Origin of the sequence: Devosia riboflavina (assembly GCF_000743575.1) — a bacterium.
In the GTDB taxonomy this organism is placed as follows: Bacteria; Pseudomonadota; Alphaproteobacteria; order Rhizobiales; family Devosiaceae; genus Devosia; species Devosia riboflavina.
Genome location: NZ_JQGC01000001.1, coordinates 394499 through 418639, shown reverse-complemented (window position 1 = coordinate 418639; position 24141 = coordinate 394499). Strand labels below are relative to the sequence as shown.

The 24141-nt window shown below is 64.1% G+C and carries 18 protein-coding genes; 9 read left to right on the top strand and 9 right to left on the bottom strand.

All coding sequences use genetic code 11. The features are described from left to right. Nucleotides 1-19 precede the first annotated feature (19 nt). The 4 genes from JP75_RS01780 to otnI all read left to right on the top strand — a co-directional run bounded on the left by JP75_RS01780 (nucleotide 20) and on the right by otnI (nucleotide 4088). Nucleotides 20-1024, top strand: a complete 1005-nt coding sequence (locus tag JP75_RS01780) for an ABC transporter ATP-binding protein (RefSeq protein ID WP_425277247.1) — start codon at nucleotides 20-22, stop codon at nucleotides 1022-1024. Next, entirely contained in the window at nucleotides 1014-1988 is a 975-nt protein-coding gene (locus JP75_RS01775; protein ID WP_035078186.1) for an ABC transporter ATP-binding protein, read from the top strand. The genes JP75_RS01780 and JP75_RS01775 overlap by 11 nt, the downstream gene beginning before the upstream one ends. 9 nt (nucleotides 1989-1997) lie before the next feature. Then, entirely contained in the window at nucleotides 1998-3233 is a 1236-nt protein-coding gene (locus JP75_RS01770) for a metal-dependent hydrolase family protein (protein ID WP_035078183.1), read from the top strand. A gap of 66 nt (nucleotides 3234-3299) precedes the next feature. Further along, the gene (otnI, locus tag JP75_RS01765; protein WP_035078181.1) at nucleotides 3300-4088 is read left to right on the top strand and encodes a hydroxypyruvate isomerase; all 789 of its coding nucleotides are present in this window, start codon (nucleotides 3300-3302) and stop codon (nucleotides 4086-4088) included. Here the strand turns inward: otnI and gmd are convergent. From gmd to JP75_RS01745, 4 genes are all read right to left on the bottom strand, one after another. Then, nucleotides 3995-5140, bottom strand: a complete 1146-nt coding sequence (gene gmd, locus JP75_RS01760; protein WP_051960125.1) for a GDP-mannose 4,6-dehydratase — start codon at nucleotides 5138-5140, stop codon at nucleotides 3995-3997. The genes otnI and gmd overlap by 94 nt on opposite strands. 39 nt (nucleotides 5141-5179) lie before the next feature. Next, on the bottom strand, nucleotides 5180-6520 hold the full coding sequence (locus tag JP75_RS01755; RefSeq protein ID WP_035078180.1) for a UDP-glucose dehydrogenase family protein: 1341 nt from the start codon (nucleotides 6518-6520) through the stop codon (nucleotides 5180-5182). 138 nt (nucleotides 6521-6658) lie between these two features. Beyond that, a complete protein-coding gene (locus JP75_RS01750) occupies nucleotides 6659-8845 on the bottom strand; it encodes a putative bifunctional diguanylate cyclase/phosphodiesterase (RefSeq protein ID WP_051960123.1) in 2187 nt (728 codons plus the stop codon). 130 nt (nucleotides 8846-8975) lie between these two features. After that, complete coding sequence (locus JP75_RS01745) at nucleotides 8976-9404, bottom strand: hemerythrin domain-containing protein (protein ID WP_051960121.1); 429 nt, start codon at nucleotides 9402-9404, stop codon at nucleotides 8976-8978. Between the two features lie 236 nt (nucleotides 9405-9640). Between JP75_RS01745 and JP75_RS01740 the strand changes: the two genes are divergently transcribed. The 4 genes from JP75_RS01740 (at nucleotide 9641) to JP75_RS01725 (ending at nucleotide 12566) form a co-directional block, all read left to right on the top strand. Beyond that, complete coding sequence (locus JP75_RS01740; RefSeq protein WP_084587376.1) at nucleotides 9641-10798, top strand: HPP family protein; 1158 nt, start codon at nucleotides 9641-9643, stop codon at nucleotides 10796-10798. 179 nt (nucleotides 10799-10977) lie between these two features. Then, nucleotides 10978-11367: a hypothetical protein gene (locus JP75_RS01735; protein ID WP_035078179.1), complete on the top strand. Its 390-nt coding sequence runs from the start codon at nucleotides 10978-10980 to the stop codon at nucleotides 11365-11367. A gap of 61 nt (nucleotides 11368-11428) precedes the next feature. Continuing rightward, on the top strand, nucleotides 11429-11980 hold the full coding sequence (locus tag JP75_RS01730) for a copper chaperone PCu(A)C (protein ID WP_051960119.1): 552 nt from the start codon (nucleotides 11429-11431) through the stop codon (nucleotides 11978-11980). Further along, the gene (locus JP75_RS01725) at nucleotides 11973-12566 is read left to right on the top strand and encodes an SCO family protein (protein WP_051960117.1); all 594 of its coding nucleotides are present in this window, start codon (nucleotides 11973-11975) and stop codon (nucleotides 12564-12566) included. Before JP75_RS01730 ends, JP75_RS01725 begins: the two co-directional genes overlap by 8 nt. Before the next feature lie 519 nt (nucleotides 12567-13085). Here JP75_RS01725 and JP75_RS01720 read toward each other — a convergent pair. Next, nucleotides 13086-14873 (bottom strand): adenylate/guanylate cyclase domain-containing protein, encoded by a 1788-nt coding sequence (locus JP75_RS01720; protein WP_035078170.1) that lies wholly within the window; start codon nucleotides 14871-14873, stop codon nucleotides 13086-13088. 128 nt (nucleotides 14874-15001) lie between these two features. Here JP75_RS01720 and glpK point away from each other — a divergent pair, with 128 nt between their 5' ends. Next, nucleotides 15002-16531 (top strand): glycerol kinase GlpK, encoded by a 1530-nt coding sequence (gene glpK / locus JP75_RS01715; RefSeq protein ID WP_051960115.1) that lies wholly within the window; start codon nucleotides 15002-15004, stop codon nucleotides 16529-16531. A 3-nt stretch (nucleotides 16532-16534) separates the two neighbouring features. On the opposite strand, the gene JP75_RS01710 is transcribed toward glpK, so the two are convergent. The 4 genes from JP75_RS01710 to bcsA are packed head-to-tail and all read right to left on the bottom strand — an operon-like array spanning nucleotide 16535 to nucleotide 24124. Next, nucleotides 16535-18676 (bottom strand): hypothetical protein, encoded by a 2142-nt coding sequence (locus JP75_RS01710; protein WP_051960112.1) that lies wholly within the window; start codon nucleotides 18674-18676, stop codon nucleotides 16535-16537. Beyond that, complete coding sequence (locus JP75_RS01705) at nucleotides 18673-19719, bottom strand: family 8 glycosyl hydrolase (protein ID WP_035078163.1); 1047 nt, start codon at nucleotides 19717-19719, stop codon at nucleotides 18673-18675. The genes JP75_RS01710 and JP75_RS01705 overlap by 4 nt, the downstream gene beginning before the upstream one ends. Next, a complete protein-coding gene (locus tag JP75_RS01700) occupies nucleotides 19716-21956 on the bottom strand; it encodes a cellulose biosynthesis cyclic di-GMP-binding regulatory protein BcsB (protein ID WP_035078161.1) in 2241 nt (746 codons plus the stop codon). The genes JP75_RS01705 and JP75_RS01700 overlap by 4 nt, the downstream gene beginning before the upstream one ends. Next, nucleotides 21953-24124: a UDP-forming cellulose synthase catalytic subunit gene (gene bcsA, locus JP75_RS01695; RefSeq protein ID WP_035078159.1), complete on the bottom strand. Its 2172-nt coding sequence runs from the start codon at nucleotides 24122-24124 to the stop codon at nucleotides 21953-21955. The genes JP75_RS01700 and bcsA overlap by 4 nt, the downstream gene beginning before the upstream one ends. Between the last annotated feature and the right edge of the window lie 17 nt (nucleotides 24125-24141).

Below are 24141 nucleotides of genomic sequence, written 5' to 3'. Positions count from 1 at the left end.
GGCATTGGAGACGACGGCAATGAGCGAAATGAACACAGCAACCCATGTCCCGGTTCTGGAAGTCTCCGGTCTCGATATCGAGATCAGAGGCGTGAATGGCGCTTTTGCCGTCGTCTCCGACATGAATTTCTCGGTCAGGGCAGGGGAGACCCTCTGCATCGTCGGGGAAAGCGGCTGCGGCAAATCCATGACCGCCCTGTCCCTCCTGCGGCTCCTGCCCGATGCTGCCACCATTGCCGGTGGCAAGGTGCTGATCGAGGGCCAGGATTTCCTCGCCATGGATCAGCGGCAGGTCGAAGATTTCCGCGGTGAGAAGATCGCCATGATTTTTCAGGAGCCGCTCACCGCGCTCAATCCGGTGCTGCGCATCGGCGAACAGATCGCCGAATCCGTCCGCCAGCACCGCAAGTGCAGCCGCCGCGAGGCCGATGCCCGCGCCGTCGACGTGTTGCGTCTCGTGCAGATGCCCGATCCCGAGCGCCGCGCCAGCCAGTTCCCGCATGAGCTTTCCGGCGGTATGCGCCAGCGCGCCATGATCGCTTTGGCGCTCGCCTGCGACCCCAAGATCATCATCGCCGACGAGCCGACCACGGCGCTCGACGTGACCATTCAGGCGCAGATCCTCGGCTTGATTTCCGACCTGCAGAAGCGCCTCGGCACCGCGCAGATCCTCATCACCCACGATCTCGGCGTCGTCTCGGAAGTCGCCGACCGCGTCATCGTCATGTATGCGGGCCGCAAGGTCGAGGAAGCGAGCATTTTCGACCTCTTCGATCGCCCGTTTCATCCCTACACGATCGGGCTGATGGGCGCGGTTCCGGGTGCTGGCGCCTCAAGCGAAGCCGGCGATCGTCTCGCCGATATTCCGGGCACCGTTCCTCCGCTCTGGAACCTGCCCAAGGGCTGCGCCTTTGCCCCGCGTTGCCCGGGCGCCTCGGCTCGGTGCCTCGAAGAGCGCCCGCCATTTGAAGAAAAACGCCCCGGACACTGGGCCGCCTGCTGGGAGCACGACGATGCAGCCTGATCGCACCCCCTTGCTCTCGGTCGAGAACCTCGAAGTCCACTTCCCCATCCGTGCCGGCGTGCTCCAGCGGCAGGTCGGCGCGGTCAAGGCCGTCGATGGCGTCAGCTTTTCGCTCAATCGCGGCGAAACCCTGAGCCTTGTGGGCGAGAGCGGCTGCGGCAAGTCGACCACCGGCCTGGCCCTCATGGGCCTCGTCAAGCCGACCGGTGGCCGCGTGCAGTTCGACGGCCAGGAAATCCGCGGCTTCAATCGCGCGGCGCTGAAAAGCTATCGCCGACGCATGCAGATTGTCTTCCAGGATCCCTTCTCGTCCCTCAATCCCCGCCAGCGCGTGAAGGACATTATTCGCGCCCCGCTCGACATCCATAAGGTCGGCACCCCGGCCGAGCGCGAGACGCGCGTTGCAGAACTCATGGAACGCGTCGGCCTCCGTCCCGATCAGGCCGACAATTTCGCCCACCAATTCTCGGGCGGCCAGCGCCAGCGTATCGGCATTGCCCGCGCCCTGGCGCTTAACCCCGACGTCATCGTCTGCGACGAGCCGGTTTCAGCGCTCGACGTGTCGGTGCAGGCGCAGATCCTCAATCTCCTCAGCGACCTGCAGCGCGATCTCGGCGTTTCCTACCTGTCGATTTCGCACGATCTTGGCGTGGTCGAATTCATCTCGCACCGCGTCGCCGTCATGTATCTGGGCAAGATCGTCGAGATCGCCCCCAAGACGCGTATCTTTGCCGAGCCGGGCCATCCCTATACCGAACTGCTGATGCGCTCGGCGCCCTCCCGCGACCCGCGCAAGCGCCACAGTTTTAGCGCCACCAATGACGACATCCCGAGCGCAACGAAGAAGCCGAGTGGCTGCCCGTTCCACACGCGCTGCCCCCTCGTCACCGCCGTCTGCAAGACCACCGAACCCGCCCTGACCGCCCGCGAAGGTGGCCAGATGGTCGCCTGCCACAACCGCTGAGTTGCTTTCATGACCACGTCCTATCTTTTCACCGGCGGCAATGTTCTCGACGCCGAAGCCGGCATCCTGCGGCAGGGTCTCGACGTGCTGGTCACCAACCAGCGCATCGCCGCCATCGGCACCGGCCTTGCGCGGCCCGAAGGCGTGGAAGTGATCGACCTCGCCGGCAAGACCATCATGCCCGGCCTCGTCGATTGCCACGTCCATGTCGTCGCCGAAACCCTCGACCTTTGGGCCAATATGATCGCCCCTGCTTCCCTCGCCGCCCTGCGCTCCGCGCGGGTTATGGAAGAAGCCCTACAGCGCGGTTTCACCACGCTGCGCGATCTCGGCGGTGCCGATTACGGCCTCGTCCGTGCGGTTAACGAGGGCCTTATCGCCGGCCCCCGCCTCATCATCTGCGGCAAGGGCCTCACCACCACCGGCGGCCATGCCGACCTGCGCCAGCGCACCGATGATCGTCCGGGCCTTTTCTCCGATCGCTTGGGCTCCATGGGCCTCATCGTCGATGGCGTCGACAATGTCCGCGCCGCCTGCCGCACCATGATCAAGGAAGGCGCCAACTTCATCAAGGTCATGGCCAATGGCGGCGTCTCCTCGCCCAATGACCCGATCCACTCCATCCAGTATTCGCGCGACGAAATCAGCGCCATGGTCGAAGAGGCCGAAAACGCCGGCCTCTATGTCGCCGCCCACGTCTATACCGACAAGTCTATCGCTCGCTGCGTCGAACTCGGCGTGCACTCGCTCGAACACTGCAACCTGATCGAACCCGACACCGCCAGAAAGGCGGCTGAGAAGGGCTGCATCGCCGTCCCCACCCTCGTCGCCTATGATGCGCTCGCCCTCGAAGGCGAAGCGCTCGGTCTCGGCGCAGCCGAATTCGCCAAGATCGACGTCGTCCGCAGCGGTGGACTGCGCTCCCTCGAAATCATGCGCGATGCGGGCCTGCCCATGGCCTTTGGCTCCGACCTCCTCGGGCAACTGCGAAAATACCATGGCATGGAATTCGAACTCCTCGCCAGGGTCCTCACACCACAAGAAATCATCCGCTCCGCCACCGTCATCGGCGCCAAGCTCTGCCGCCTCGAGGGACAGGTGGGTGTCGTCGCCGAAGGCGCCTTTGCCGATCTCCTCGTGGTCGACGGCGACCCGCTTTCGGACATCTCCCTCTTACAGGACGACGGCGCCAACATGCCCATCATCATGGCCAGTGGCCGTATCGTGAAGAACGCGCTGAACTAGTCCAAGTTCGTGCACTCGGCTATCTGAGTGAGTGGGTACTACCCACTCACATCGGAGCCCCCAGACATGCCGCGTTTCTCGGCCAATATTTCGATGCTCTACCCCGAGCTGCCCTTCCTCGACCGCTTCGCGGCAGCAGCATCAGATGGCTTCAAGGCTGTCGAATATGTCGGCGCCTACGACCAGCCCACAGCCGTTCTGGTGGACCTCCTGCAAGAACACGGCCTCACTCAGGCCCTTTTCAACCTGCCCGCCGGAAACTGGGCCGCCGGCGAGCGCGGCATCGCCTGCCATCCAGATCGCGTCGCAGAATTCCGCGAAAGCGTCGACAAGGCCATCGAGTATGCCAAGGCGAATGGCTGCACCCAGGTCAATTGCCTCGCCGGCATCGCCCCGGCTGGCGTCGCCCGCGCTGAACTCGAAAGCGTGCTCGCCGAGAATCTCCGCTACGCCGCCCCACGCCTCGCCGCGGAAGGCATCATGCTCCTACTAGAGCCAATCAACACCCGCGACATGCCGGGCTTCCTGATCAACTCCACCGATGATTACGAGCGCATCGCCGCCGCAGTCGGCCACGAGAACCTCTATCTGCAATACGATTTCTACCACATGCAGATCGTTCAGGGCGACCTGATCCCAACGTTCCAGCGCCTCCAGTCCCGCATCGGCCATGTCCAGATCGCCGATCATCCCGGCCGCCACGAGCCGGGTACGGGCGAGATCAATTATGCCAATATCTTCAAGGTCCTGGACGAAGCCGGTTACTCCGGCTGGGTCGGCGCGGAATATCGGCCCAAGGCTGGCACGAGCGCAGGGTTGGGTTGGTTCGAGACATGGCGCAGTGCAGCGCGGTAGTCGGCCTCGACCATTTCACGGCACATTTCCCGGGCGCTGATCTCGGGAACCCAACCCAGCTTTTCCCGCGCTTTGGTGGGATCGCCGAGCAGGGCGTCGGCCTCGGTCGGGCGAAAATATTGCGGGTCGATGCGCAGGATCACGTCTCCCTCTGAAACTTGGGACGCCCTGTCGCCTGCCACATGCGCGACTATCCCAATCTCGCTTGTCCCGGAACCGGAAAATTCCAGCGTGATGCCGAGGTCGGAAGCCGCCCAGCGAATGAATTCGCGGACGGAATATTGCTTGCCGGTGGCAATCACGAAATCCTCTGGAACCGCCTGCTGCAGCATCAGCCATTGCATGCGGACATAGTCCCTCGCATGGCCCCAGTCACGCAGCGCGTCGATGTTTCCCATATGGAGGCAGCGCTCCAATCCCAGCGCGATATTGCAGAGGCCACGCGTAATTTTGCGCGTCGCAAAAGTCTCGCCGCGACGCGGGCTTTCGTGATTGAAGAGAATGCCATTGCAGGCATAGATGCCATAGGCCTCGCGATAGTTGATCGTGGTGCAGTGGGCGAAAAGCTTGGCCACGGCATAAGGCGAGCGCGGGTAAAATGGCGTCGTTTCCCGCTGCGGCGTCTCCTGGGCGAGACCATAAAGCTCCGAGGTGGACGCCTGATAAAAGCGGGTCTTGTTCTCGAGCCCAAGCAGGCGGATTGCTTCCAGCAGCCGCAAGGTGCCGAGGCCGTCGACATCGGCGGTATATTCGGGCGCGTCGAACGACACCTTCACGTCCGATTGCGCCCCAAGATTGTAGATCTCGTCGGGCGCAATATCCCGGACCAATCGCGTCAGGCCCGAGCCATCCGTAAGGTCGCCATAGTGCAGGGTGACGCCGGATGAGGAGGTTTCCGCGTCGACGAGATGACCAATGCGTTGGTCGTTCGGGAGCGAGGCTCGACGCTGTATTCCGTGGACCCGATATCCCTTTTCCAGCAAAAATTCGGCGAGATAGGAACCGTCTTGTCCGGTAATGCCAGTGATCAGAGCAACCTTGCCCGAATTCATACTGCCCCCACAGTTTATGAAATACGGTATTAGTCCGGTCTATTCTGCCGCTTGCGCCGCCGTATCTGTAGCGCCTTGCGGGCGGCCGATGCTGACATAGTTTAGGCCCGCCGTCTCGACTTCCTTGCGGCGATAGACATTGCGCAGGTCGATGAACACGTTCCCGGCCATTGCCTGTTCAATCCGCTTGAGGTCGAGCGAGCGGAAGGCGTTCCATTCGGTGATCAGAACCAGCGCGTCGGCTCCGGATGCAGCGTCGTAGACGTCCGCGGCATAGTCCACGCCGCTCAGAAACGTCTTGGCCGCTTCCATGCCTTCGGGGTCATAGGCGCGGATCCTGACCCCGGCATCCTGTAGCGATTGGATGATGGCGATCGAAGGGGCGTCGCGCATGTCGTCGGTATTGGGTTTGAAAGTCAGGCCCAGGATGCCGATGGTTTTACCGCGCACATTGCCGCCCATGGCCGATATGACCTTGCGGCCCATGGCGCGCTTGCGGCGGTCGTTGACTTCGATGGTGGTTTCGACGAGCCGCAGGGGCGTCTCGAAATCCTGGCCGGTCTTGACGAGGGCCAGCGTGTCCTTGGGGAAGCAGGAGCCGCCATAGCCGGGGCCGGCATTGAGGAATTTGCCGCCGATTCGGTTGTCCATGCCGATGCCGCGGGCGACGTCCTGAACATTGGCGCCGGTGCGTTCGCAGAGATCGGCGATCTCGTTGATGAAGGTGATCTTCATGGCGAGAAAGGCATTGCCGGCATATTTGATCAGCTCGGCGGTGCGGCGTCCGGTGAACATGAGCGGCGCCTGATTGAGATAGAGCGGGCGATAGACGTCGGTCATCACCTCGCGGGCGCGGTCGTCCTCGAGGCCGACGACAATGCGGTCGGGCCGCTTGAAATCCTCGATGGCCGAGCCTTCGCGCAGGAATTCAGGATTGGTCACGACCACCACGTCTGCGGCCGGATTGGTTTCGCGGATGATGCGTTCCACCTCGTCGCCGGTGCCGACCGGCGCCGTGGATTTTGTGACGATGACCGTAAAGCCTTTGACGGCCCGGGCGATATCGGCGGCGGCGGCGTAGACATAGGAGAGGTCGGCATGGCCATCGCCGCGGCGGGACGGCGTGCCCACGGCAATGAACACGACGTCGGAATTGGCAACGGCGGGGGCAAGATCGGTGGTAAAAGTCAGGCGGCCGGCTCGGGCATTGTCGGCGACGAGCACCTCGAGACCGGGCTCGAAAATCGGAATTCTGCCGGCCTTGAGGGCTTCGATCTTTTGTTCATTGAGATCGACGCAGGTGACGTCATGGCCGAAATCGGCAAAACAGGCGCCGCTGACGAGGCCGACATAGCCACTGCCTATCATGGTGATGCGCATAGCGATGCTCCCCGACCTGCTGCGTTTTATACATAATGCTGAGACGAAGGAACCCAACCCGACTCTCCAGCCACATGGTGTTTCCTTGGGGAAAGCGCTTATGCGCTGCGCGTGACCTTTGCGTGAAGCCCGAGGGGATCAGGCGAGCTTCTGGTCGATGCCGGTCTTCATGTTCCGGGAGAAGGCGTCCCGCATGTCGTCAGGCGAGAGTGGGCGAGCAAAAAAATAGCCTTGGAGATAGGTGCAGCCCATGGATGTCAGCTTGCGGCGCTGGTCCTGGTTTTCGACCCCTTCCGCCGTAACGGACATGCCCAGAGCACGCGCCGTTTCGACGATCAGGCGAACGATATGGCCCACAACCGGATCGGTACCGACGAGCTGAGAATAGGATTTGTCGATCTTGAGTTTGTCTACGGCATAGCTGCGCAGATAGCTGATCGATGCATAGCCCGTGCCGAAATCATCGAGCGCTATGCTGACGCCCGCCTGTCGGAGTGTAGCGAGGATTTCCTGGGTCTGGGTGGAGTTTTGCAGCAAGACGCCTTCGGTAATTTCCACTTCCAGCCGGTCCGGCGCCAGGCCTGTTTCGACGAGGATTGCCAGGATGCGCTCGGCAAGCCGGGCATTGTGGAACTGGACCGGCGAGACGTTCACGGCGATCCGGGGCAGGTCGGACGACACGGCGAAGCGGCATGCCTCGCGCAGAACCCATTCGCCCAGTTGATCGATGATGTCGCACTCTTCGGCGAGGGCGATGAAATGGTCGGGGGAGAGCAGGCCCCGCGTAGGATGCATCCAGCGGATCAGCGCTTCGGCCCCCGCGATCTTGCTGCTGAGGCTGCCATGGATGGGCTGGTAGAGGAGATGCAGGCCTTCTCCGGTCAGAAGAGCATTGCGCAACTCGATTTCGAGCGTGCGCCGCTCGCGCTTTTCGCGGTCCATGTCGGGGCTGTAGAGCGCGAAGCCGTCGCGTCCGGCCAGTTTTGCGGCATAGAGAGCAACGTCGGCGCGGCGCAGGATCTCCTCCGGTGTCACCTCGTCTCCCTTTTCGAGGGCGGCGCCCAGGCTCAGCGTCACATTGATCCGCTCGCTGCCGATGGTCAGGGGTGTCCGAGTATATTGGACCAGCCGCTGGCAGATCCAGCGCGCCTGGCCCTCGCTCAGAATCCCAGGATGGATGATGGCGAATTCGTCGCCGCCGAGGCGGGCGACGGTCGCCTCTTCGGGCATCTCGATCATCAGGCGTTTGGCGACTTCGCGGAGCAATTGATCGCCCGCGGCATGCCCCCATGAATCATTGATCTCCTTGAAGCGGTCGATGTCCACCGAGATCAGCAACACCTTGGTTTCAGCCAGGAATTCATAGTCCTTCGCCTGCCTGAGGCGCGTTTCGAAGAGGGCGCGATTGGCGAGGCCCGTCAGGGGATCGTGCAGGGCGAAATAGGTGGCGTGGGCACGGCTCGCCTCCATGGTGAGCGAGGTTCGCCGCAGCCAGACCAGCAGGGCGGCCATGGCGACGCCCACCATTGCCAGCATGGTGATCAGGGCCGGCGCCGCCTCGCCCAGCAGGGCCTGTGCCGGCTTGGCCGGCGTCCAGGCGAGATAGGTCAGCGTAGCGCCTTCCCAATTGAGTATCGGAAGCCAGCCGACGCTGCTGGGATGGGCGACGCGCCTGATATTGGCTATGCCGAACTGCTTGCCGATATCGTGCAACATGGTCTGGTCGATCAGCTTGATCGAGATGAGCAGGTGATCGTCGATGGCCTCGTCGTCGCTGAGGGACGTCATGGGGCGAATGCTGACAAAGCCTTGGCCGCTATCAGCAAATCCCACCGTTCTCAGCGCCAGGATGCCCGCGGCATCGTTGGAGCGCAGGCTGGGGTCGTCGAAGGCGGCCCTGGCGATCCGCAGGCGCAGGCGGTCGATGATCGGTTGCAGGACGAAGGAATCGGCGAGGGTAAATATCTTGCCGGCATAGTGGCCATCGACCGAGGCACGGAGGACCTTGCCATCGGGCGCCAGGATATAGGCGCGGTCGTGTCCGAGTGCCGTCGTCAGGCGGCGGTCGAGCTCTTCCGTTTCGGAAGCAACTTCTTCAAGCGTAACGGTGGTTGCGGCCTGGTCGGCGGCGAGGCGGGCGCGGGCCTCAAATAGAGCAACTTCAATGGTTTGCCTTTGCTCGCCAAGGGCGCGGTCATCGATACGCCCCATGGCCCAGGAGACCGAAACGACGGCGACGACAGCGAGGCAGATCGCCAGAACCACAGCGGCCCAGACGATTTGTGCAGAAACGGAATGGCCCTCAGGAGAAGGCGAAAGCGTCATGGTGCTGCCTCTGATTCATTCAGATATGCACCAGCGAAGTGACGAATTGGTTTATCCGACCCCGCCATTTCTGCGTGGTCGCGGGAGACCTTTGTTAAATACGGTGAAAATTTCCCTTATGTGGCAAAGACTAAGGCGTAAGGTTCGAGATGATGGCGAGGAGATCTTTGTCGGCCCGGACATGACGGCGGAGGCTTTCGAAGAAGGAGCGGAGGAGGTAGCCGGTGGCGTCGGCGGACTGGAGGGGATGGTGCGCGGCGAGGGCGAGAAGGGTTTCGCGGACTTCGATCACGGCGTCGTCGTCATAGTCGTGTTCCTCGCGGAGGCGACGGGCGAGCTGGCGCAGTTCGGGGCGAGATGAGGCCGCGAGGAGGGGGAGCAGGATGGTTTCTTCTTCGCGATGCGTGAGGGCCAAAAGATCAACGATTTCAATCGTAAGCTGACCGCATTGGCTGGCGGAGACATTGTTGGGCAAGCTGTCTGCGACCGCTTCGAGCTGGTCGCAGAGGCCGAGCAGATCGGCGTAGCGGCGGTTCAATGTTTCAATCGGCGCGCTCATGATGGTGCCCTTGCGAAATTTTGGGAGACGCTAGCCGATTGTTTCGGCCGTGCTTTGCTCGGGATCAAAGCGTGGGGATTGAGAGCGGGTTCGGACGTCTATTGGTTAGCAGACTGGTAACGTTGAGCGTCGCATCGGCGGCTGATTGGTGAAAGAAGAAGGCCGTTTTAGTTTTGCCGATGCATTTGGTTGGGCATGCCTTGGCGAAGGCGGGCTCTGGCCTTAGGAAGCGGGCCATGACCATTCCCTCCTTCTTCTCCCGCCTCGTGCCCCATCTTGTCGCCGTCAGTCCGGTTGAGCGCCTGCGCGCGGCCGTGGGGGCGTGTCTTGGCATTCTGGTGGTCGGAATTATCGGGCGGCTGGCTTTGCCGGCCGCGGCGGCGCCGCTGCTGATTGCGCCGCTGGGAGCTTCGGCGGTTTTGCTCTTTGCGGTGCCGGCAAGTCCCCTGGCACAGCCCTGGTCGATCATCGGGGGCAATGGGATTGCGGCGGTGGTGGGGGTCGTGGCGGCCATGCTGGTGCCGGACCAGAGCGTGGCGGCAGCGCTGGCGCTGGGGGTGAGCATCGGCTTGCTGCTGACCTTCAAATGCCTGCATCCGCCGAGCGGGGCGGTGGCGCTGACGGCGGTGCTGGGCGGACCGGCCATTCATGATCTGGGATTTTTCTACGTGCTCTGGCCGGTGCTGGCGGGATCGTTCGCGCTGCTCGTGGCGGCAGTCGGCTATAACAAGCTGACGGGGAAGGTCTATCCGCACCGGGCGCAGGTGCATGTGCCTGTCGCTTCGGCGGGACGCTCGGGCGGGCTGGGGGTGACGATCGATGATCTCACCACGGCCATTCGCGAGCGCGATGAGGTGGTGCCGGTCGATCCCGATGATCTCGAAGAGGTGTTGCAGCGGGCCGAAGTGCTGGCGTTCAACCGGCGTTCGGGCGGAGTGGTCGCTTCGGCGGTGATGTCGCAGAAGGTGGCCAGCGTCATGCCGGGCACATCGCTGCGGATCGCGCTCAGATTGCTGCGCGCCAATGGCGTCAAGGCGCTGCCGGTGGTGGATGCGGAGCGGCGCGTGGTGGGGATCGTCACGCAGACCGATCTTTTGGACAAGGCGGATTGGGGGCCCTCGGCGACGGGGTCCGGGCTGGGCTGGCGGCTGCGGTCCATCGGTAATTCGGACCGGCCGCTGCGCGGCAAGGTGCGGGACGTGATGACGAGCGACGTACGCTCTGTTCCAGTGACGACGCCGATCGCGCGGGTGGTGCAGGTGATGGCCGAGACCGGCCACCATCATGTGCCGGTGGTCGATGCGGCCGGCACGCTGGCCGGCATGGTGACGCAATCGGACGTGGTGGCGGCGCTGTTCCATGTCAATCAGGCAGAGCTTGCCCGAACGGCCTAAAGCGCGTCGCGATCCTTCAGGTTCGCTTCCTGCGCTTTAGGTCTCTGGTTTTGCGCATGTCTCCCGAAACCGGTACCCACTTTCGGGAGACATGCGCTAGGATTTTGGCTCTGCGACACTGCGTGCCTTGCTTCTTGAACGTGCAAGGCGTAGCAGCAATCCCATATCGGGGAGACGTCATGCCCAATCGCATGCGCCAGATCGGACGAGAAGTGGGCGCCGCCATTGCGGTTCTGGCGCTTTATATGCTCGTGCTGCTGGCGCCGCTGCACCAGGGGGCGGGGCTGCAGCGCGAACTGGCGCGGCTCGGATTTGAATCCAGCGTTTCCTGGTCGGTCTGTACGTCGGTGGCCAATCCCGGGCGCGGCGACAGCGACACGCCGACGGCGGCGAAATGCCCTCTGACCGGTGTCGGTAAATCCCAGTTCGTGGCCGTGCTGCCGCCGCTGGCGCAGCCGCCGCTGCTGCGCAATGCCGATCCCGTTCACTTCGAAGCCAATGCTCAAGCGGGCCCAGCAAGGCCGATGGAGCATCCGGGGCAGCCGCGCGGCCCGCCTCAAACCGCCTGATCCACGGTTTTTCGCTTTTCCGGCTGCCTTGCGGCCACTTCCTGTTTCCTTCGAGGATCACATGACGCTTCGTCGTTCCGCCATTGCCATGGCCTTTCTTGCTGCCTTTTCGCCCGCCCTGCCGGTCTTTGCCCATGAGGGCCATAGCCATGATGCTACGGAAACCGCCGAGCATGCTGGGGCTGCTGTAAAACTTGGCGCGCTTGAAATCAGCGGTGCATTCACCCGCGCCACGCTGCCCAATGCTCCTGTGGGCGGTGGCTTCTTCACCATTACCAATACCGGCACGGAAGCCGATCGGCTGGTTTCGGTCACGACCGATATCGCCAGGGAAGCCCAGATTCATGAAATGGCCATGGAAGGCGATGTCATGAAGATGCGGCAGCTCAAGGACGGGCTCGAAATCCCGGCCGGCGAAACTGTCGCCCTGGAGCCCGGTGGCTTCCACCTGATGTTCATGGGCCTCAATGGCACGATCAAGGAAGGCGATGTCGTTCCCGTCACGCTGACCTTCGAAAAGGCCGGCACGGTGGTCGTGGATCTGGTGGCGGGCGCGGCTTCCGCCGATGCGCCGGCCGGTTGCGAACATGGGGACAAGGCGAGCCATGAGTAATCTCGGGCTCCTGCGTGCCGTTCTCTGGACGCTGGTTGCGGTGGCCGGGCTCGGCGCTGTCGGGCTCTATACCTATTCGGCGACGCGCCCTAGCCTCACGCAGAACCTTGGCGATGGCGACTATCAGTTGACGACGGCGAGTGGGGAAGCGTTCGACCGGCAGAGTTTTGCCGGCGCGCCCTCCATGCTGTTCTTCGGCTTTACCCATTGCCCGGAAGTGTGCCCGACCTCGCTCGCTGAAATGACCTCGTGGTACGAGGCGCTGGGCGAGGAGGCCAAGGACCTCAAGGCCTATTTCGTGACGATCGATCCGGAGCGAGATACGGCCGATATCATCGGCGATTATGTCGCCTGGACGGGGCATGTCACCGGGGTGACCGGCACGCCGGAAGAGATCGAGAAGGCGGCAAAGGCCTGGGCGATCTACTACCAGAAGGTGCCGCTCGAAGACGGCGACTATACGATGGACCATACGGCTTCGATTTTCCTGCTCAACAGGGAAGGAAATTTCGAGGGCACCATCGCCTATCGCGAGGATAGCGCGACGGCTTTGGCCAAGCTGCGGAAGTTGCTGGCGGAGGGGTAGGTCACTTGGGTTGGGGGTGGGGGGCATCGCTCCCCAGCCTCCCTCCATGAAAGGGTGGAGTGTGGGTTTTGGGAGCTTTCCATCCCATCCACCGGGCTGCCCTCGGGCTTGACCCGAGGGCCAACCATTACAAGCATAAGCGCCGTGGCTCCCGCACCGGCCCTCGGGTCAAGCCCGAGGGAGGCCCGGTGTTTTTGGAAGCTTCAGCGCCCCAAATGCGTCCCAAGCGAACACTCCCCAGCATGGGGGCTATCGCGTACGGCTCCGCATCCTGCCGCGTCATCCCCCTCCCCAGCCCTCCCCGCAAGGGGGAGGGTGCTGGGCCGGTGGCTTCAGCAATATCCAGCCACATACTCGATATCGCACCTCCCCCTTGACGGGGGAGGATGGGAGGGGGTGCCGATACGCTCGGGGGGAGGTGGAGGGACGGCGAAGGGCGGGATCCATCTTGAGATCTCGGGATGGGCCCAGGCTCAAGGCCGGGGTGACAGCCGGTGGGTGGGAATGGCTCGCTTCCGTTTATGGCGAGATCGCTTCCGCCTTTTCCTCCAGCCCGGCCCTGGCAAGGCCGTCGACATATTTTTCCAGCAAATCCGGGTGCATGAAGCGCAGGCTGTCGCGGATGGTGGCGAGGTCTATACCGGGGCGGGCGGCACGGAATTTTTCGAGGGCGGCGGTAGCCGCGGTCAGGTCGCCCAAAGCCCCATAATAGCTCGCGAGATCGCGAAACGGCCAATTGAGGTTCGGGCGCTCGGCGAGGGCCCGGCTGGCAAAATCCACAGCCTCCTCTGGGCGACCGGCTGCGAAATGGGCGAGGGCCGTGCCCAGCAGCATGTTGAAGGCGAAGGGGTCCATGGGGCTGAGGCGCAGCGAGGCCTGGAACGCCTTGATCGCCTCGTCGGGCTGGCCGAGATAGACAAGGCCGAAGGCTTTTCTGAGCCAGGCCCAGGCGTGGTTGGGGTCGAGCACCAGGGCACGCTCGGCAAGGTCTTTAGCGCGGGCGACATCGCCGCCGGTCTGCATGATGGCGGAGGCGAGAGCCGCCATGGCGGTGGGATTGCCGATGGCGGTTTCCGAGGCACGGTCGATGGCCTTTTGGGCCTCGGCGCGCTCGCCCGGAATGTCGTCGGTCCAATTGTAGGCGATCTGCTGGCCATGGGCCCAACCGACAAGGGCGGCGGCGAGGCCGTAATTGGGTTCGAGTGCCAGTGCCTGCTGCAAAAGCACGATGGCTTCGCGATTGGCGGAGGGCTGGTGGGCCCAGAGCTGGGGCATGGCGCGCATGACGAGATCGTAGGCGGCGAGCGTATCGGGGCGCTTTGAGAGGGCGCGTTCGATTTCGGCCTGGCGGATGGAGGGCTGGATGGCGCTGGCGACGAGAGCGGCCATGGTGTCCTGTAGATCGAAGAGGTCCTCTACGGTGCCATTGACCTTGTCGGACCAGATGTGGTTGCCGCTTTCGGTTTCGACCAATTGGGCTGTTATCCGCACCTTGTGGCCGACGCGGCGCACGCTGCCTTCCACGGCATAGCGCACGCCCAATTCGCGGCCGACCTGGCGCACGTCGAGCGAGCGGCCCTTGTAGGAAAAGGCGGAATTGCGGGCGATGACGAAGAAATCGCGAATGCGCGCCAGGGTGGCGGTGATTTCTTCGACCACGGCATCGGCGAAATAGGCCTGGTCGGCCTCGCCCGAAAGATTGTCGAAGGGGAGGACCACGACCGAAGGGCGGCTCGACGGAGCGACGATGGGTTGCTCGTCCTTCTTGGGCAGGGCTTTTGCCGCGCCGCTCGGGTGCCAGACATAGAGATGCACGGTGCGCGGGATGTTTTTGAGGATCGTCGGGCCGATATCGGTGAAGGCAAGATCGGTTTCTGCGCCGAGATAGGCGTGCATCCATTTGGTGACGGCCATGCCGCCGGGCGGGGAAACGCCTTGGACGCGCACGGCGAGATTGACGCCATTGCCGAAGAGATCGTCGCCATGCACCAGCACATCGGCCATGACGATGCCGGCGCGCACCTGCAGGATCTCCCCGCCCGGCGCCTTGATCTGGCGCTGGTGCAATTCGCGCTGGGCGTCGGCAACCCAATCGAGCGCGGTGAGGGCGCTGCTGAACTCGGCGAGGAAGCCATCGCCCATGGTCTTGAAGATGGTGCCGCCGCGTTCGGCAATGTCCTTGGTGAAGTGGCCATAGGTCTGGCGGACGAGGCGTACCGTCTTGGGCTCATCGTGCTGGACGAGCCGGGAGAAGCCGACGACATCGACCGAGACTATGGGAACCAGACGACGCTCGGACTTCACCATGAACGTGTGCTTTCGCAAGGGCGATCAAATCTAGCATTTCCCGGCGCTCTGCACGAGATGAAGCGATTGCCCAAAGTGGTTTTTTGGCGCTCTACTTGAAATGGGCAAGTATAGGGGCGGGCGGCGTCATGGGAGCCTATATTCTGGTCATAGACCAGGGCACGACGTCGAGCCGCGCCGTGATTTTCGATGCCGCGCAGAATATCGTGGGCATGGGGCGCATGGATTTTACCCAGCACCAGCCCGCGCCCGGCATGCTGGAGCATGTGCCCGAGGAAATCTGGGCCACGTGTCTCTGGGCCAGCAAGACGGCGCTGCGCAAGGCGGGGATTAGCGCAACTGATCTCGCCGGGATCAGCATTACCAATCAGCGCGAGACGACGGTGGTCTGGGATCGCAAGACCGGCAAGGCGATCCACAATGCGATCGTGTGGCGCGATATCAGGGCGACAGAGACGTGCCAGCGCCTGCTCGAGAAGCGGCCGGAGGCGGGCAAATTGGTGCGGCGCCGGTCGGGGTTGATGCTGGCGCCGTATTTTTCGGCGCCCAAGGTCAAATGGATCCTCGACCATGTGAAGGGTGCGCGGCAGCGGGCGCGGCGGGGCGAATTGGCCTTTGGGACGGTGGATAGCTGGCTGATCTGGCGGCTGACCGGGGGCAGGGTGCATGCGACCGATGCCACCAATGCCAGCCGGACGCTGTTTTATGATCTCAAATCCGGCGACTGGCATGAGGACCTCGTCGATCTCTTCGATGTGCCGCACTCCATGCTGCCGCGCGTGCTCGATAGCGCCGATGATTTCGGGCTGACCGATCCCGATGTGCTCGGGGCGGCGGTGCCCATCCATGGCGTCGTGGGGGACCAGCAGGCGGCACTGATCGGGCAGGGATGTTTTGCGCCCGGCATGGCGAAATCGACCTATGGGACGAGCTGCTTTGCCCTCCTCAATACCGGGAGCACATGCGTCAAATCCAGCCACCGGCTGCTGACGACGGTGGCCTATCGGCTTGGGGGCAAGACCACTTATGCGCTCGAGGGGGTGATCTTCACCATTGGCGGGGCGCTGCAATGGCTGCGCGATGATCTGGGGATTATTCGGGATTGGCCGGAGGCAGATGCCCTGGCGGCGGCTTCCGATCCTGATGAAGCGGTTTATCTCGTGCCGGCGTTTTCGGGGCTCGGGGCGCCGTGGTGGGACAATGAGGCGCGCGGGGCGCTGGTGGGGCTGACGCGCAATAGTCGCCGGGCGGAGCTGGTGCGGGCGGCGCTGGAGGCGGTGGGGTATCAATCGCGCGACATGTTCGAGGCGATGCGGCGCGATCTCAAGCTGGAGCAGGCCATGGTGCTGCGCGTCGATGGCGGCATGGTGGCTTCGGATTGGACCATGCAGTTCCTGGCCGATATTCTGGACCTGCCGGTCGATTGCACGCGGGTGCCGGAGGTGACGGCGCTGGGGGCGGCGTGGCTGACGGCGTGGAAGACCGGGCTCTGGCCCGAGGCAGACCGGTTCGGGGCGCGGCGGGATTTTCACCAGGAGTTTTTGCCGCGCATGGCGCCGGTCATGCGCAAGGCCAAGCTCAAGGGGTGGCGCCAGGCGCTGGGCAAGACGCTGACGGGGGCGGTGGCGTTCGAGAAGGCGCGGCGGCCGTTCGGCTGATTTTTACTGGCTTTGGGCGCTGCGGAGCGAGGCGCGGGCAGCATCGAGCCCGGAGACGGCATCGCCATAGCCGGTGGCGGCGACGGCTGCGAAGATGCGCTCGGCTTCGCGGAAACGGCGCAGGTGATAGTAGCTCCAGGCGCGCAGGGTCAGGAGATCGTTGCGCTCGGCCGCGTATTGGGCGCGGGCGTCGAGCATGGCGAGGGCGAGCTGATATTTGCCGATATTATAGGCGCTGGTGGCCTTTAGGGTGAGGATGGCGGTTTGCAATTCGACCACGCGCTTGTCCGAAAGGGGGGCGGCAGCGGCGGCGACGGCGGCTTCATCGGGAAGGCCGAGGCGGACAAAGGCGAGGGCGCGGCCATAGGCGGCGTCGCTGCGGGTCGCCTGATTGGCCGAGTCGAGGGCCCGACCAAAATGATCAACCGCCTGGGCGGGGCGGTTGAGATCCATCAGACACCAGGCATGGGTGAGAGCGCCGCCGGGGGAGAGGGAGTTTGGCGGCCGGAAGGTCTGGCATCCGCCGCCGCTGCCGCCACCACCACCTCCTCCGCCGGAGGGGGCTTCGGCTTGCTTGACTTGCCTTGGGGCTTCTTGCTGGGCCACACGCACGGTCTGGACCTGGGTGAGGTGGGCCGGGCGCGGTTTTGGCAGCGGGACGACGGAAGGGGGTGCGGTCAGCGAAGTCAGGTTGCCGAACTGGGCGATGCGAACGGAGCGGCCGCCCCAGGTGCGGCGGATTTCCTCGACGCGGGCGGCGTCGCCAAGAGCGTTGGCGGAGACCATGAGGCCATAGGCGGCGGGTTCGAGATCGGCCTGCCAGCCGAGGGCGGTCTGAAACCATTCGAGCGCGGTCTGGGGCTGGTTGAAGGCATAGGCGTACCAACCAAGTTCCTGGGCAAGGCCCGCGTCGCGGGTGGCGATCGTGGTTTCGACAATGCGGCCCAGAATGGTTTCGGAAATGGCGAGGCGGGGTTCGCGGGCGAGGGTTGCTGCGGCGGCGTCGCGATAGACTTTGGCGATGTCTTCGTTGTCATCGCGATATTCGGCGAGGGCCGCTTCGGCGGCAGCGGGATCGTTCAATTGCACGAGGGCGACGCCGAGGCCCTGGGCGGAGGCGGCGGAGGGGTCGGTGGCGTTGGCGGCTTCGAAGAAGCGGCGGGCTTCGCTCGGGCGGTTGCGGTCCAGTTCGAAATAGCCGAGGAGGCGCAGGTCTTCGGCATTCTTGTCGGCCATGGCGGATTTGGCGAGGAGGTCGACATCATCACTTGCCGGGGTGGCGCCGTCCTCTTCGAGCGCGGCAGCGACGGCGCGGCGGGCGAGATCGAGGCGGAGGGTCGTGAATTCGCCGTCCTTTTCGAGCGCGAGGAGCGGCGTCAGGGCGGCGCGGTCGAGAAGGTCGGTGGCCTTTTGCATGGTGGCGAAGCGCTCGGGCGCATCGGTGCAATTGGTGAGGATATAGGAATAGGCGTCGGTGCCGCGCTGGGTGGCATCAGTCTTGATGAAAGCTTCGGCGAGCCGCCAGAGATTGTCGACGCTGGCGCAGGTCAGGAGCTGCGGCGCATTGGCAGCAATGGAGATGACTTCGTCATATTGACCGGCGTCGGACGCGGCGCGGAGGCGCGTGCCGGCTTCGCCGCGCGCGATGGTTTCGGTGAGATCGGCGGTGGGCACGAAGCTGGGATCGGCGGCTTTCTTTTCGGCGATGGCGGCGCGGGCGCCGGCATAGTCGCCGGCGGTGACGAGATCCCAGATGCGCACGATGGACTGGTCGGGCACGAAATCGGTGGTCAGGGGATCGGCGGGCGGCTGCCAATTGGGATAGAGGGCGCGGAGGCGCTCGATTTCGCGTTGCAGGCGGACGGTGTCGCCCTGCTGGGCGAAATAGCGCAGGGCGGTTTCGTCGGGGCCGGAAGCGGAGGGCTGGGCGGGCGCCTGGGCGGTGAGGATGGGATCGGGGAGCGTGGTGCCGATCTCGGTCTGAACCGGCATTTCGGTCGCGAAGGGAGGCGGCGCGGGGACGGTGGAGGGCGCGGGTCCGGTTTCCGATACGGTCATGGGGTCGACGCCGAAGGGGGCGACGGACTGAGCCATGGCGGGCAGGGAGATGCCGATGAGGCAGAGGGTGAGGGCGAGGCGCTTCATGATTGCGCCCCAAGGCCAAGGCAGTTTGGGCGCTGGCGGCGCAGGTTGTCGAGCATCAGCAATTGCAGGGTCGCGGCGTAGTAGCTGGTGGTTTGCAGGGTGCGCAGCTCCTCGGGTACGGGCTGGCCGGTGGCGACGCATTCCATGGCAGCCTGAATGAGACGATAGCCCGGTTCTTCAATGGGCTCTATGGCATTGCCGGTCGCGAGATCGATCTTGAAGAGGCCGGCCGAAGAGGCCTTGGCGCGGAAGGGTTCGAGAAAAGCGGGATCGAGCCCGGCGCGCATCAGATAGAGCGGAATGCGGATGCCGTTATACCCGAACTCTGCGGGAAAATCGGGGGCTGGGCCGATGGCGCCGCCGGCCATGACGACCCAGTCGCCGGGAATGCCGGCGGGTGTCGTGGAGGCGCGACGGAGGAGTTCGAGACCGGTTTCGGCTACGGCATTCCAGTCGATGACGGGATCGAGGCTGTCGAAACGCGGCAGGGTTTCGAAAATCCAGTAGGAGGGATTGAGGATGGGCTGACCGGCGGTCGCGTCATTGCCGGCAAAGCCCTCCGTGCCGGGAAGAATGGCCGGCAGGCCATCGGCGGGGACGAGGAGATTGCGGCCCATGGTCCCGACCATGGCGGCGGCCTCGGTGAAGAAGGCGGTTTCGCCCCAGAGGTCACTGGCGAGCAGCAGGCCATAGGCGATGAGCATATCGCCGTCAGTGGCATTGTTCGTGTCGGTGACGTGCGGGTCGGCATCCGGCTCCCAGCGCCAGGCGGCAAGGCCATCGTCGCGGATCATGAGCTCGGTTTTGGTGAAATTGAGGATGCGGTCGAAACTGGGCCGGTCTTCCGCCAGTGCGGCAAGGACGAGACCATAGCCCTGGCTTTCGCTATGGCTGATATTGCCATTGCCGGTGTCGATGACCCGGCCTTCGGGGCTGACATAGGCATCGAGATAGCTCTGCCATTCCTCCGGCGTGATGGCGGGCGCGGCAAAGGCGGGAACCGTCATGAGGCCTCCAAGGAGGAGCGTTGCCAGGCGCTTCATGGCGAGGGTCTCCCGATCTTGGTCAGGACGCGAGAGGTGATCAGCATCAGGAGCACGGCACCGACCACGATGGCGAGGGCGAAGTACAAGATGTTGCCCGAGAACCAGTTGGCGGCGACGCGGCGCAGGTTGAAGGGGGAGGCGGGTTCCGGCGTGACGATGGACACCGCATTGGCGGGAACGACAGCGATGTCGTCTTCGCCCGGCGCCAGGGCGCTGACGCGGCCGGCAATGCTGCGCCATTTTGGGGTATCGATCAGTCTCTCGGTGCCGGCGTGAAGGGCCGGAGCGGTGGTGGAGGTCAGGACCGTCCATATGCCGCCCTCGGGCTGGCGGACCTGCGAGACGACGAGCGCTTCGGCGGCCGGGGCATAGGGCAGGTCGGGGGCGGGGACGAGCCTGAGATCGGCGAGGTCGAGTCCCACGGTCTCCTGGAGCCAGTTGGAAATGCCGGAAAGCGGGCCCTCGGGGCGGCTATTGCCGAACTGGTCGAGCAGGGTATCGTCGCTGCCCTGGACCGAAGAGGCGGTGCCGATGCCGGTACGGCCGAGATTGAGCGGCGACAGAGCCGTGGTGGGCATGACGAGGATGGCATTGGCCTCGGGGGCCAGATTGTCCTGCGGCACGATATCGAAGGTGATGACCCGGCCCGATGCCGTGGCGATACGGGCGGCGAACATCATGGCCGCGACCAGCGAATCCTGGTCCTGGCCGAGGGCCAGGGGCACGGCTTCATCATCGGCATAGGGCCAGGCCGAGCCGGTAAGCACCTGAAGATCGGGCACGGCAGTGGCGCGGGCGTAATCGGGCAGGCGCAGATAGCTGTTGCTGGAGAGAACGAAGCGGGCGGGCGCGGCGCCGGTCCAGCCGGGATTGCAGACCGCGTCGGACCGGGTCAGAAGGTTGACGGCCAGCGTTGCCTCATTGCGGCCGGGGCGCAGATTGGTCATGGGGATACGGATGCGCGTATCCTTGAGCGTGCCGCCATCGGTGCGCAGCAGGGGCGTTGCGGAAGCGATCTCGCCATTGGTGTAGATGTCGATCTCGCTGCCGGGCAGCACGTCGCTCGAATAGGCCGCATCGAGCACAAGTTCCAGTTCGCCATAGCGATAGGCGTAGAAATCGGGCGGCAGTTCGAACTGTAATTGGGTGGTAAAGCGCCGGCCGTTGAATTCGAGCCGGTCGATGCCGAGGCTGGCAAGGGTCGCCGTGGCGCCGCCTTGCAAGAGGGGCAGGGGATTTGGCAGGTCGAAGCGCGGCCGCTCGGGCGAGACGGGAGCGGCCGTGAGCAGGGCGTCGCCGGCGCGCACAATGGTGTCCCAGGTGGGGCCCGAAACCACGAGCGTATCGGCGCCGGAGGGCATGGGCAGCATGGCGGCGAGCGGGCCGGCGCTGGCTTGGGCTTGCGCGGCCTCAAAGGCAGGCGGCAGTTCTGCTGCGGGCATGATGGCGACATCAAGGACGCCGGGCAGGCGTTCCTCGGCGGGGGCCTCGGCGAGGATCACGCTGAGTTTTGGCGTGCGCAAAGCGAGGCCGATCTGCTGGACCAGATGCAGGGCCGCTGCCTGCGCCGCGGGGTCGGCCATGTCGGGCGCGATGAGACGCAGTGTGGTATTGCCGGTTTCATCGACGCCGACGGCGCCGATATCGGTCAGTTGCGTGATACGCTCTAGGTTTTCGCCCTCGAAGACGAGTTGGGCACTGTTGCCGGCTATTTCGGTCCAGAGCTGATAGGTCGATTCCACCGTGCAGTCGGTGCGGTGGCGCTGGGTGGCGCGGAATTCGACGATATTGGCGCCGGGGCGGAGGACGCCCGCGGGAACAGCGATGCTGACGGGGGTAGCGCCGGACGAGGAGGCGATGGGGGTTGCCGCGATCTCGGTCTGGTTGATGCGGACGCGCAGGCTTGAAATTTCGGGCGCGACGACGAGGGCATTGAGGAGCGAGAAATTAAGGGTGGCGGGGGCAGCGGCCTGGGCGTCGGTGAGATAGACGACGACGCCCTGCTGGGCCTCTTCGCCCACAAGGCGCAGACTGGCGCCGGGCACGAGAAAGCGCGAAAAGGCCGATGGCGCGACCTCTTCAACCGGCGCCGGAACGGTTTCGCCCGGCTCTGCCGGCGCCGGGGCGACGACGCGGTTGCTTTCGGGCGACATGTCGAAGGGGGCGGGCTGGGCCAGGACGGGGCCGAGCGTTGTGAGGAGCGCGACCGAGGCGAGAAGGGTGTGCCGCTTCATTTGCCGAGCACCCTTCCCGAACCGAAACGGAGCAGATAGCCGAGGCCGCGGCCGGTCTGGTAGAGGGCTATGCCGAGGAAGCGGATGGTGCCGCGGATGATGCCGATATTAACCTGACGGGCGCTCTGACGCGCCTGCCAGTTGCCCGAATTGGCATAGATGAGGTCGGCGATCAGACGATAGTGCTGACCGCGCTCGGGCATGTAGCGGCAGCCGAAGATGACGCCCTTGTTCTCCTGGGTGACGGAGCGGATGAAGACGGGCATTTCATCGATGCCGATATTGTCGGCGAGCGGGGTGAAGCGGACGGTGGTGGGCATGCCGCGGCCGAGGCCGGCGGCGCCATTGGGCATGCGCACGGCGACGCCGCCGCTCGAGACATTGACGAAGCCGGCCTTGACCCAATTGCCATCGGCGCCGCGCACTTCGCAGCGCCGTTCGACGGCGACCCGGCGGCTGCCCCAGCCCTCGCGGCGCTCGGAGACGACGCCGAGGGCGCAGCCGGCGAGGATGAGATTAAAAATGTTCCAGCCGCCGACGACCATGGTCACCTCGGCCTGATAGGGCTCGGCGCCGATCTTGTAGATGGTCATGGCGACGGCGAGGATGAGGAGCAGGAAGATAAGGTAAAAGGGGCGGGCGAGTTCGGAGAGGCGCGCGGTTTCGACGCTCTCGTCCTTGGCGGTGACCTTGAAGCTCGGTTTGTAGGGATTTCTCGCGACTGAAAAGAGCGCGCCCAAGAGGTGCACCGACTGGATATATTCGTAGAGTTCGGAAATCCACGGCCAGCGCCAGCGCCCGAAGAGCGAGTTCTGCATGACGAGATTCACTACCACATAGGTGAGGGTATAGGCGGCGAATTCGCCGGCCGAGGCGGTAAAGATTTGCAGGTCGAGGAAGAGATAAAAGAAGGGCGCAAAGAGAAAGATCATGCGCGGCAGCGGGAAGAGCCAGAACAGCGTCGAGGAAAGATAGCAGAGGCGCTGGGGGAGGCTGAGGCCGGACTTGAACAGCGGGAAGCTGAACAAGAGGATCTGCATCATGCCCTGGGCCCATCGGGTGCGCTGGCCGATGAAGCTGGCAAAGGTGACCGGCTGGAGGCCGGCAACGAGAGGCTTGTCGATATAGATCGAGTTCCAGCCGCGGCTATGGAGCTCGATGGCGGTTTCGCAATCCTCGGTGATGCTCTTGCCGGAAAAGCCATTATTGGTGGCAAGGGCCTCGCGGCGGAGGAGGGCGGCGGAGCCGCAGAAGAAAGCGGCGTTCCAGCGATCGAGCCCGCGCTGGATGATGCCGTAGAACATCTCGTTTTCCGACGGCATGACTTCGAAGGTTCTGAGGTTCCGTTCGAGCGGGTCTGGATTGAGGAAGAAGTGCGGCGTCTGGACGAGGAAGAGCTGATTGTCGCGGGCGAAGTGGGGAACCGTTTCCTGGAGGAAATCGCGGGCCGGGGCGTGGTCGGCATCGAAGACGGCGACGAATTCGCCCGTTGAATTGGCAAGGCCATTGTTGAGATTGCCGGCCTTGGCGTGCTCGTTGCGGGCGCGGGTGAGGTAGCGGCAGCCGAGTTCTTCGCAGAGCTGCTGGAGCTGTTCGTGCCGCTCCTGGGCCGATGCGGCCTGTTCGGGATCGGGGTGGTTGCGCTTGGCTTCGGTCGAGCCGTCGTCGAGCAGCCAGACGGTGAAGCGATCCTCGGGATAATCCATGTCGCGGGCGGCGGCGAGCGTGCCGGCGAGGAGCTCATAATCCTCGTTATAGCTGGGGATGAAGACATCCACCGTGGGCACCGGCTCGTCCTTGTTGAGGCGGATCGAGACGTGGCTGGGCATGGGCCGCACGACCACGAAGAGGCTGAGGAAGAGCATGAGAATGCAGTACATCTCAGCGAGATACAGGATCAGGCCGGGGATGAAGTCCATCCATTGTTCGATCGGCGGCAGGGTGCTGGTGGTGCGCCAGAAGGCATAGCGCAGCACGATGATGGTGCCGAAGGTGAGGAGCAGGAGGCGCCAATTGCCGTCGAGCCGCAGAATCTTGATGACCAGCATGGCGCCGAGCAGGATGGCGCCCATAACCAGATGTGCCTGGAGGCTCACGGGCACGGTGACAAGGAGCAGCACGATCGCCGAGATGGCGATCCAGATGACGACGGTGAGCGCCTTGTTCATCCTGGGCTCCTCTGGGC

Coding starts and splice junctions, on each gene's coding strand:
- JP75_RS01780 (WP_425277247.1), top strand. CDS start 20: ATGAGCGAAATGAACACAGCAACCCATGTCCCGGTTCTGGAAGTCTCC.
- JP75_RS01775 (WP_035078186.1), top strand. CDS start 1,014: ATGCAGCCTGATCGCACCCCCTTGCTCTCGGTCGAGAACCTCGAAGTC.
- JP75_RS01770 (WP_035078183.1), top strand. CDS start 1,998: ATGACCACGTCCTATCTTTTCACCGGCGGCAATGTTCTCGACGCCGAA.
- otnI (WP_035078181.1), top strand. CDS start 3,300: ATGCCGCGTTTCTCGGCCAATATTTCGATGCTCTACCCCGAGCTGCCC.
- gmd (WP_051960125.1), bottom strand. CDS start 5,140: ATGAATTCGGGCAAGGTTGCTCTGATCACTGGCATTACCGGACAAGAC.
- JP75_RS01755 (WP_035078180.1), bottom strand. CDS start 6,520: ATGCGCATCACCATGATAGGCAGTGGCTATGTCGGCCTCGTCAGCGGC.
- JP75_RS01750 (WP_051960123.1), bottom strand. CDS start 8,845: ATGACGCTTTCGCCTTCTCCTGAGGGCCATTCCGTTTCTGCACAAATC.
- JP75_RS01745 (WP_051960121.1), bottom strand. CDS start 9,404: ATGAGCGCGCCGATTGAAACATTGAACCGCCGCTACGCCGATCTGCTC.
- JP75_RS01740 (WP_084587376.1), top strand. CDS start 9,641: ATGACCATTCCCTCCTTCTTCTCCCGCCTCGTGCCCCATCTTGTCGCC.
- JP75_RS01735 (WP_035078179.1), top strand. CDS start 10,978: ATGCCCAATCGCATGCGCCAGATCGGACGAGAAGTGGGCGCCGCCATT.
- JP75_RS01730 (WP_051960119.1), top strand. CDS start 11,429: ATGACGCTTCGTCGTTCCGCCATTGCCATGGCCTTTCTTGCTGCCTTT.
- JP75_RS01725 (WP_051960117.1), top strand. CDS start 11,973: ATGAGTAATCTCGGGCTCCTGCGTGCCGTTCTCTGGACGCTGGTTGCG.
- JP75_RS01720 (WP_035078170.1), bottom strand. CDS start 14,873: ATGGTGAAGTCCGAGCGTCGTCTGGTTCCCATAGTCTCGGTCGATGTC.
- glpK (WP_051960115.1), top strand. CDS start 15,002: ATGGGAGCCTATATTCTGGTCATAGACCAGGGCACGACGTCGAGCCGC.
- JP75_RS01710 (WP_051960112.1), bottom strand. CDS start 18,676: ATGAAGCGCCTCGCCCTCACCCTCTGCCTCATCGGCATCTCCCTGCCC.
- JP75_RS01705 (WP_035078163.1), bottom strand. CDS start 19,719: ATGAAGCGCCTGGCAACGCTCCTCCTTGGAGGCCTCATGACGGTTCCC.
- JP75_RS01700 (WP_035078161.1), bottom strand. CDS start 21,956: ATGAAGCGGCACACCCTTCTCGCCTCGGTCGCGCTCCTCACAACGCTC.
- bcsA (WP_035078159.1), bottom strand. CDS start 24,124: ATGAACAAGGCGCTCACCGTCGTCATCTGGATCGCCATCTCGGCGATC.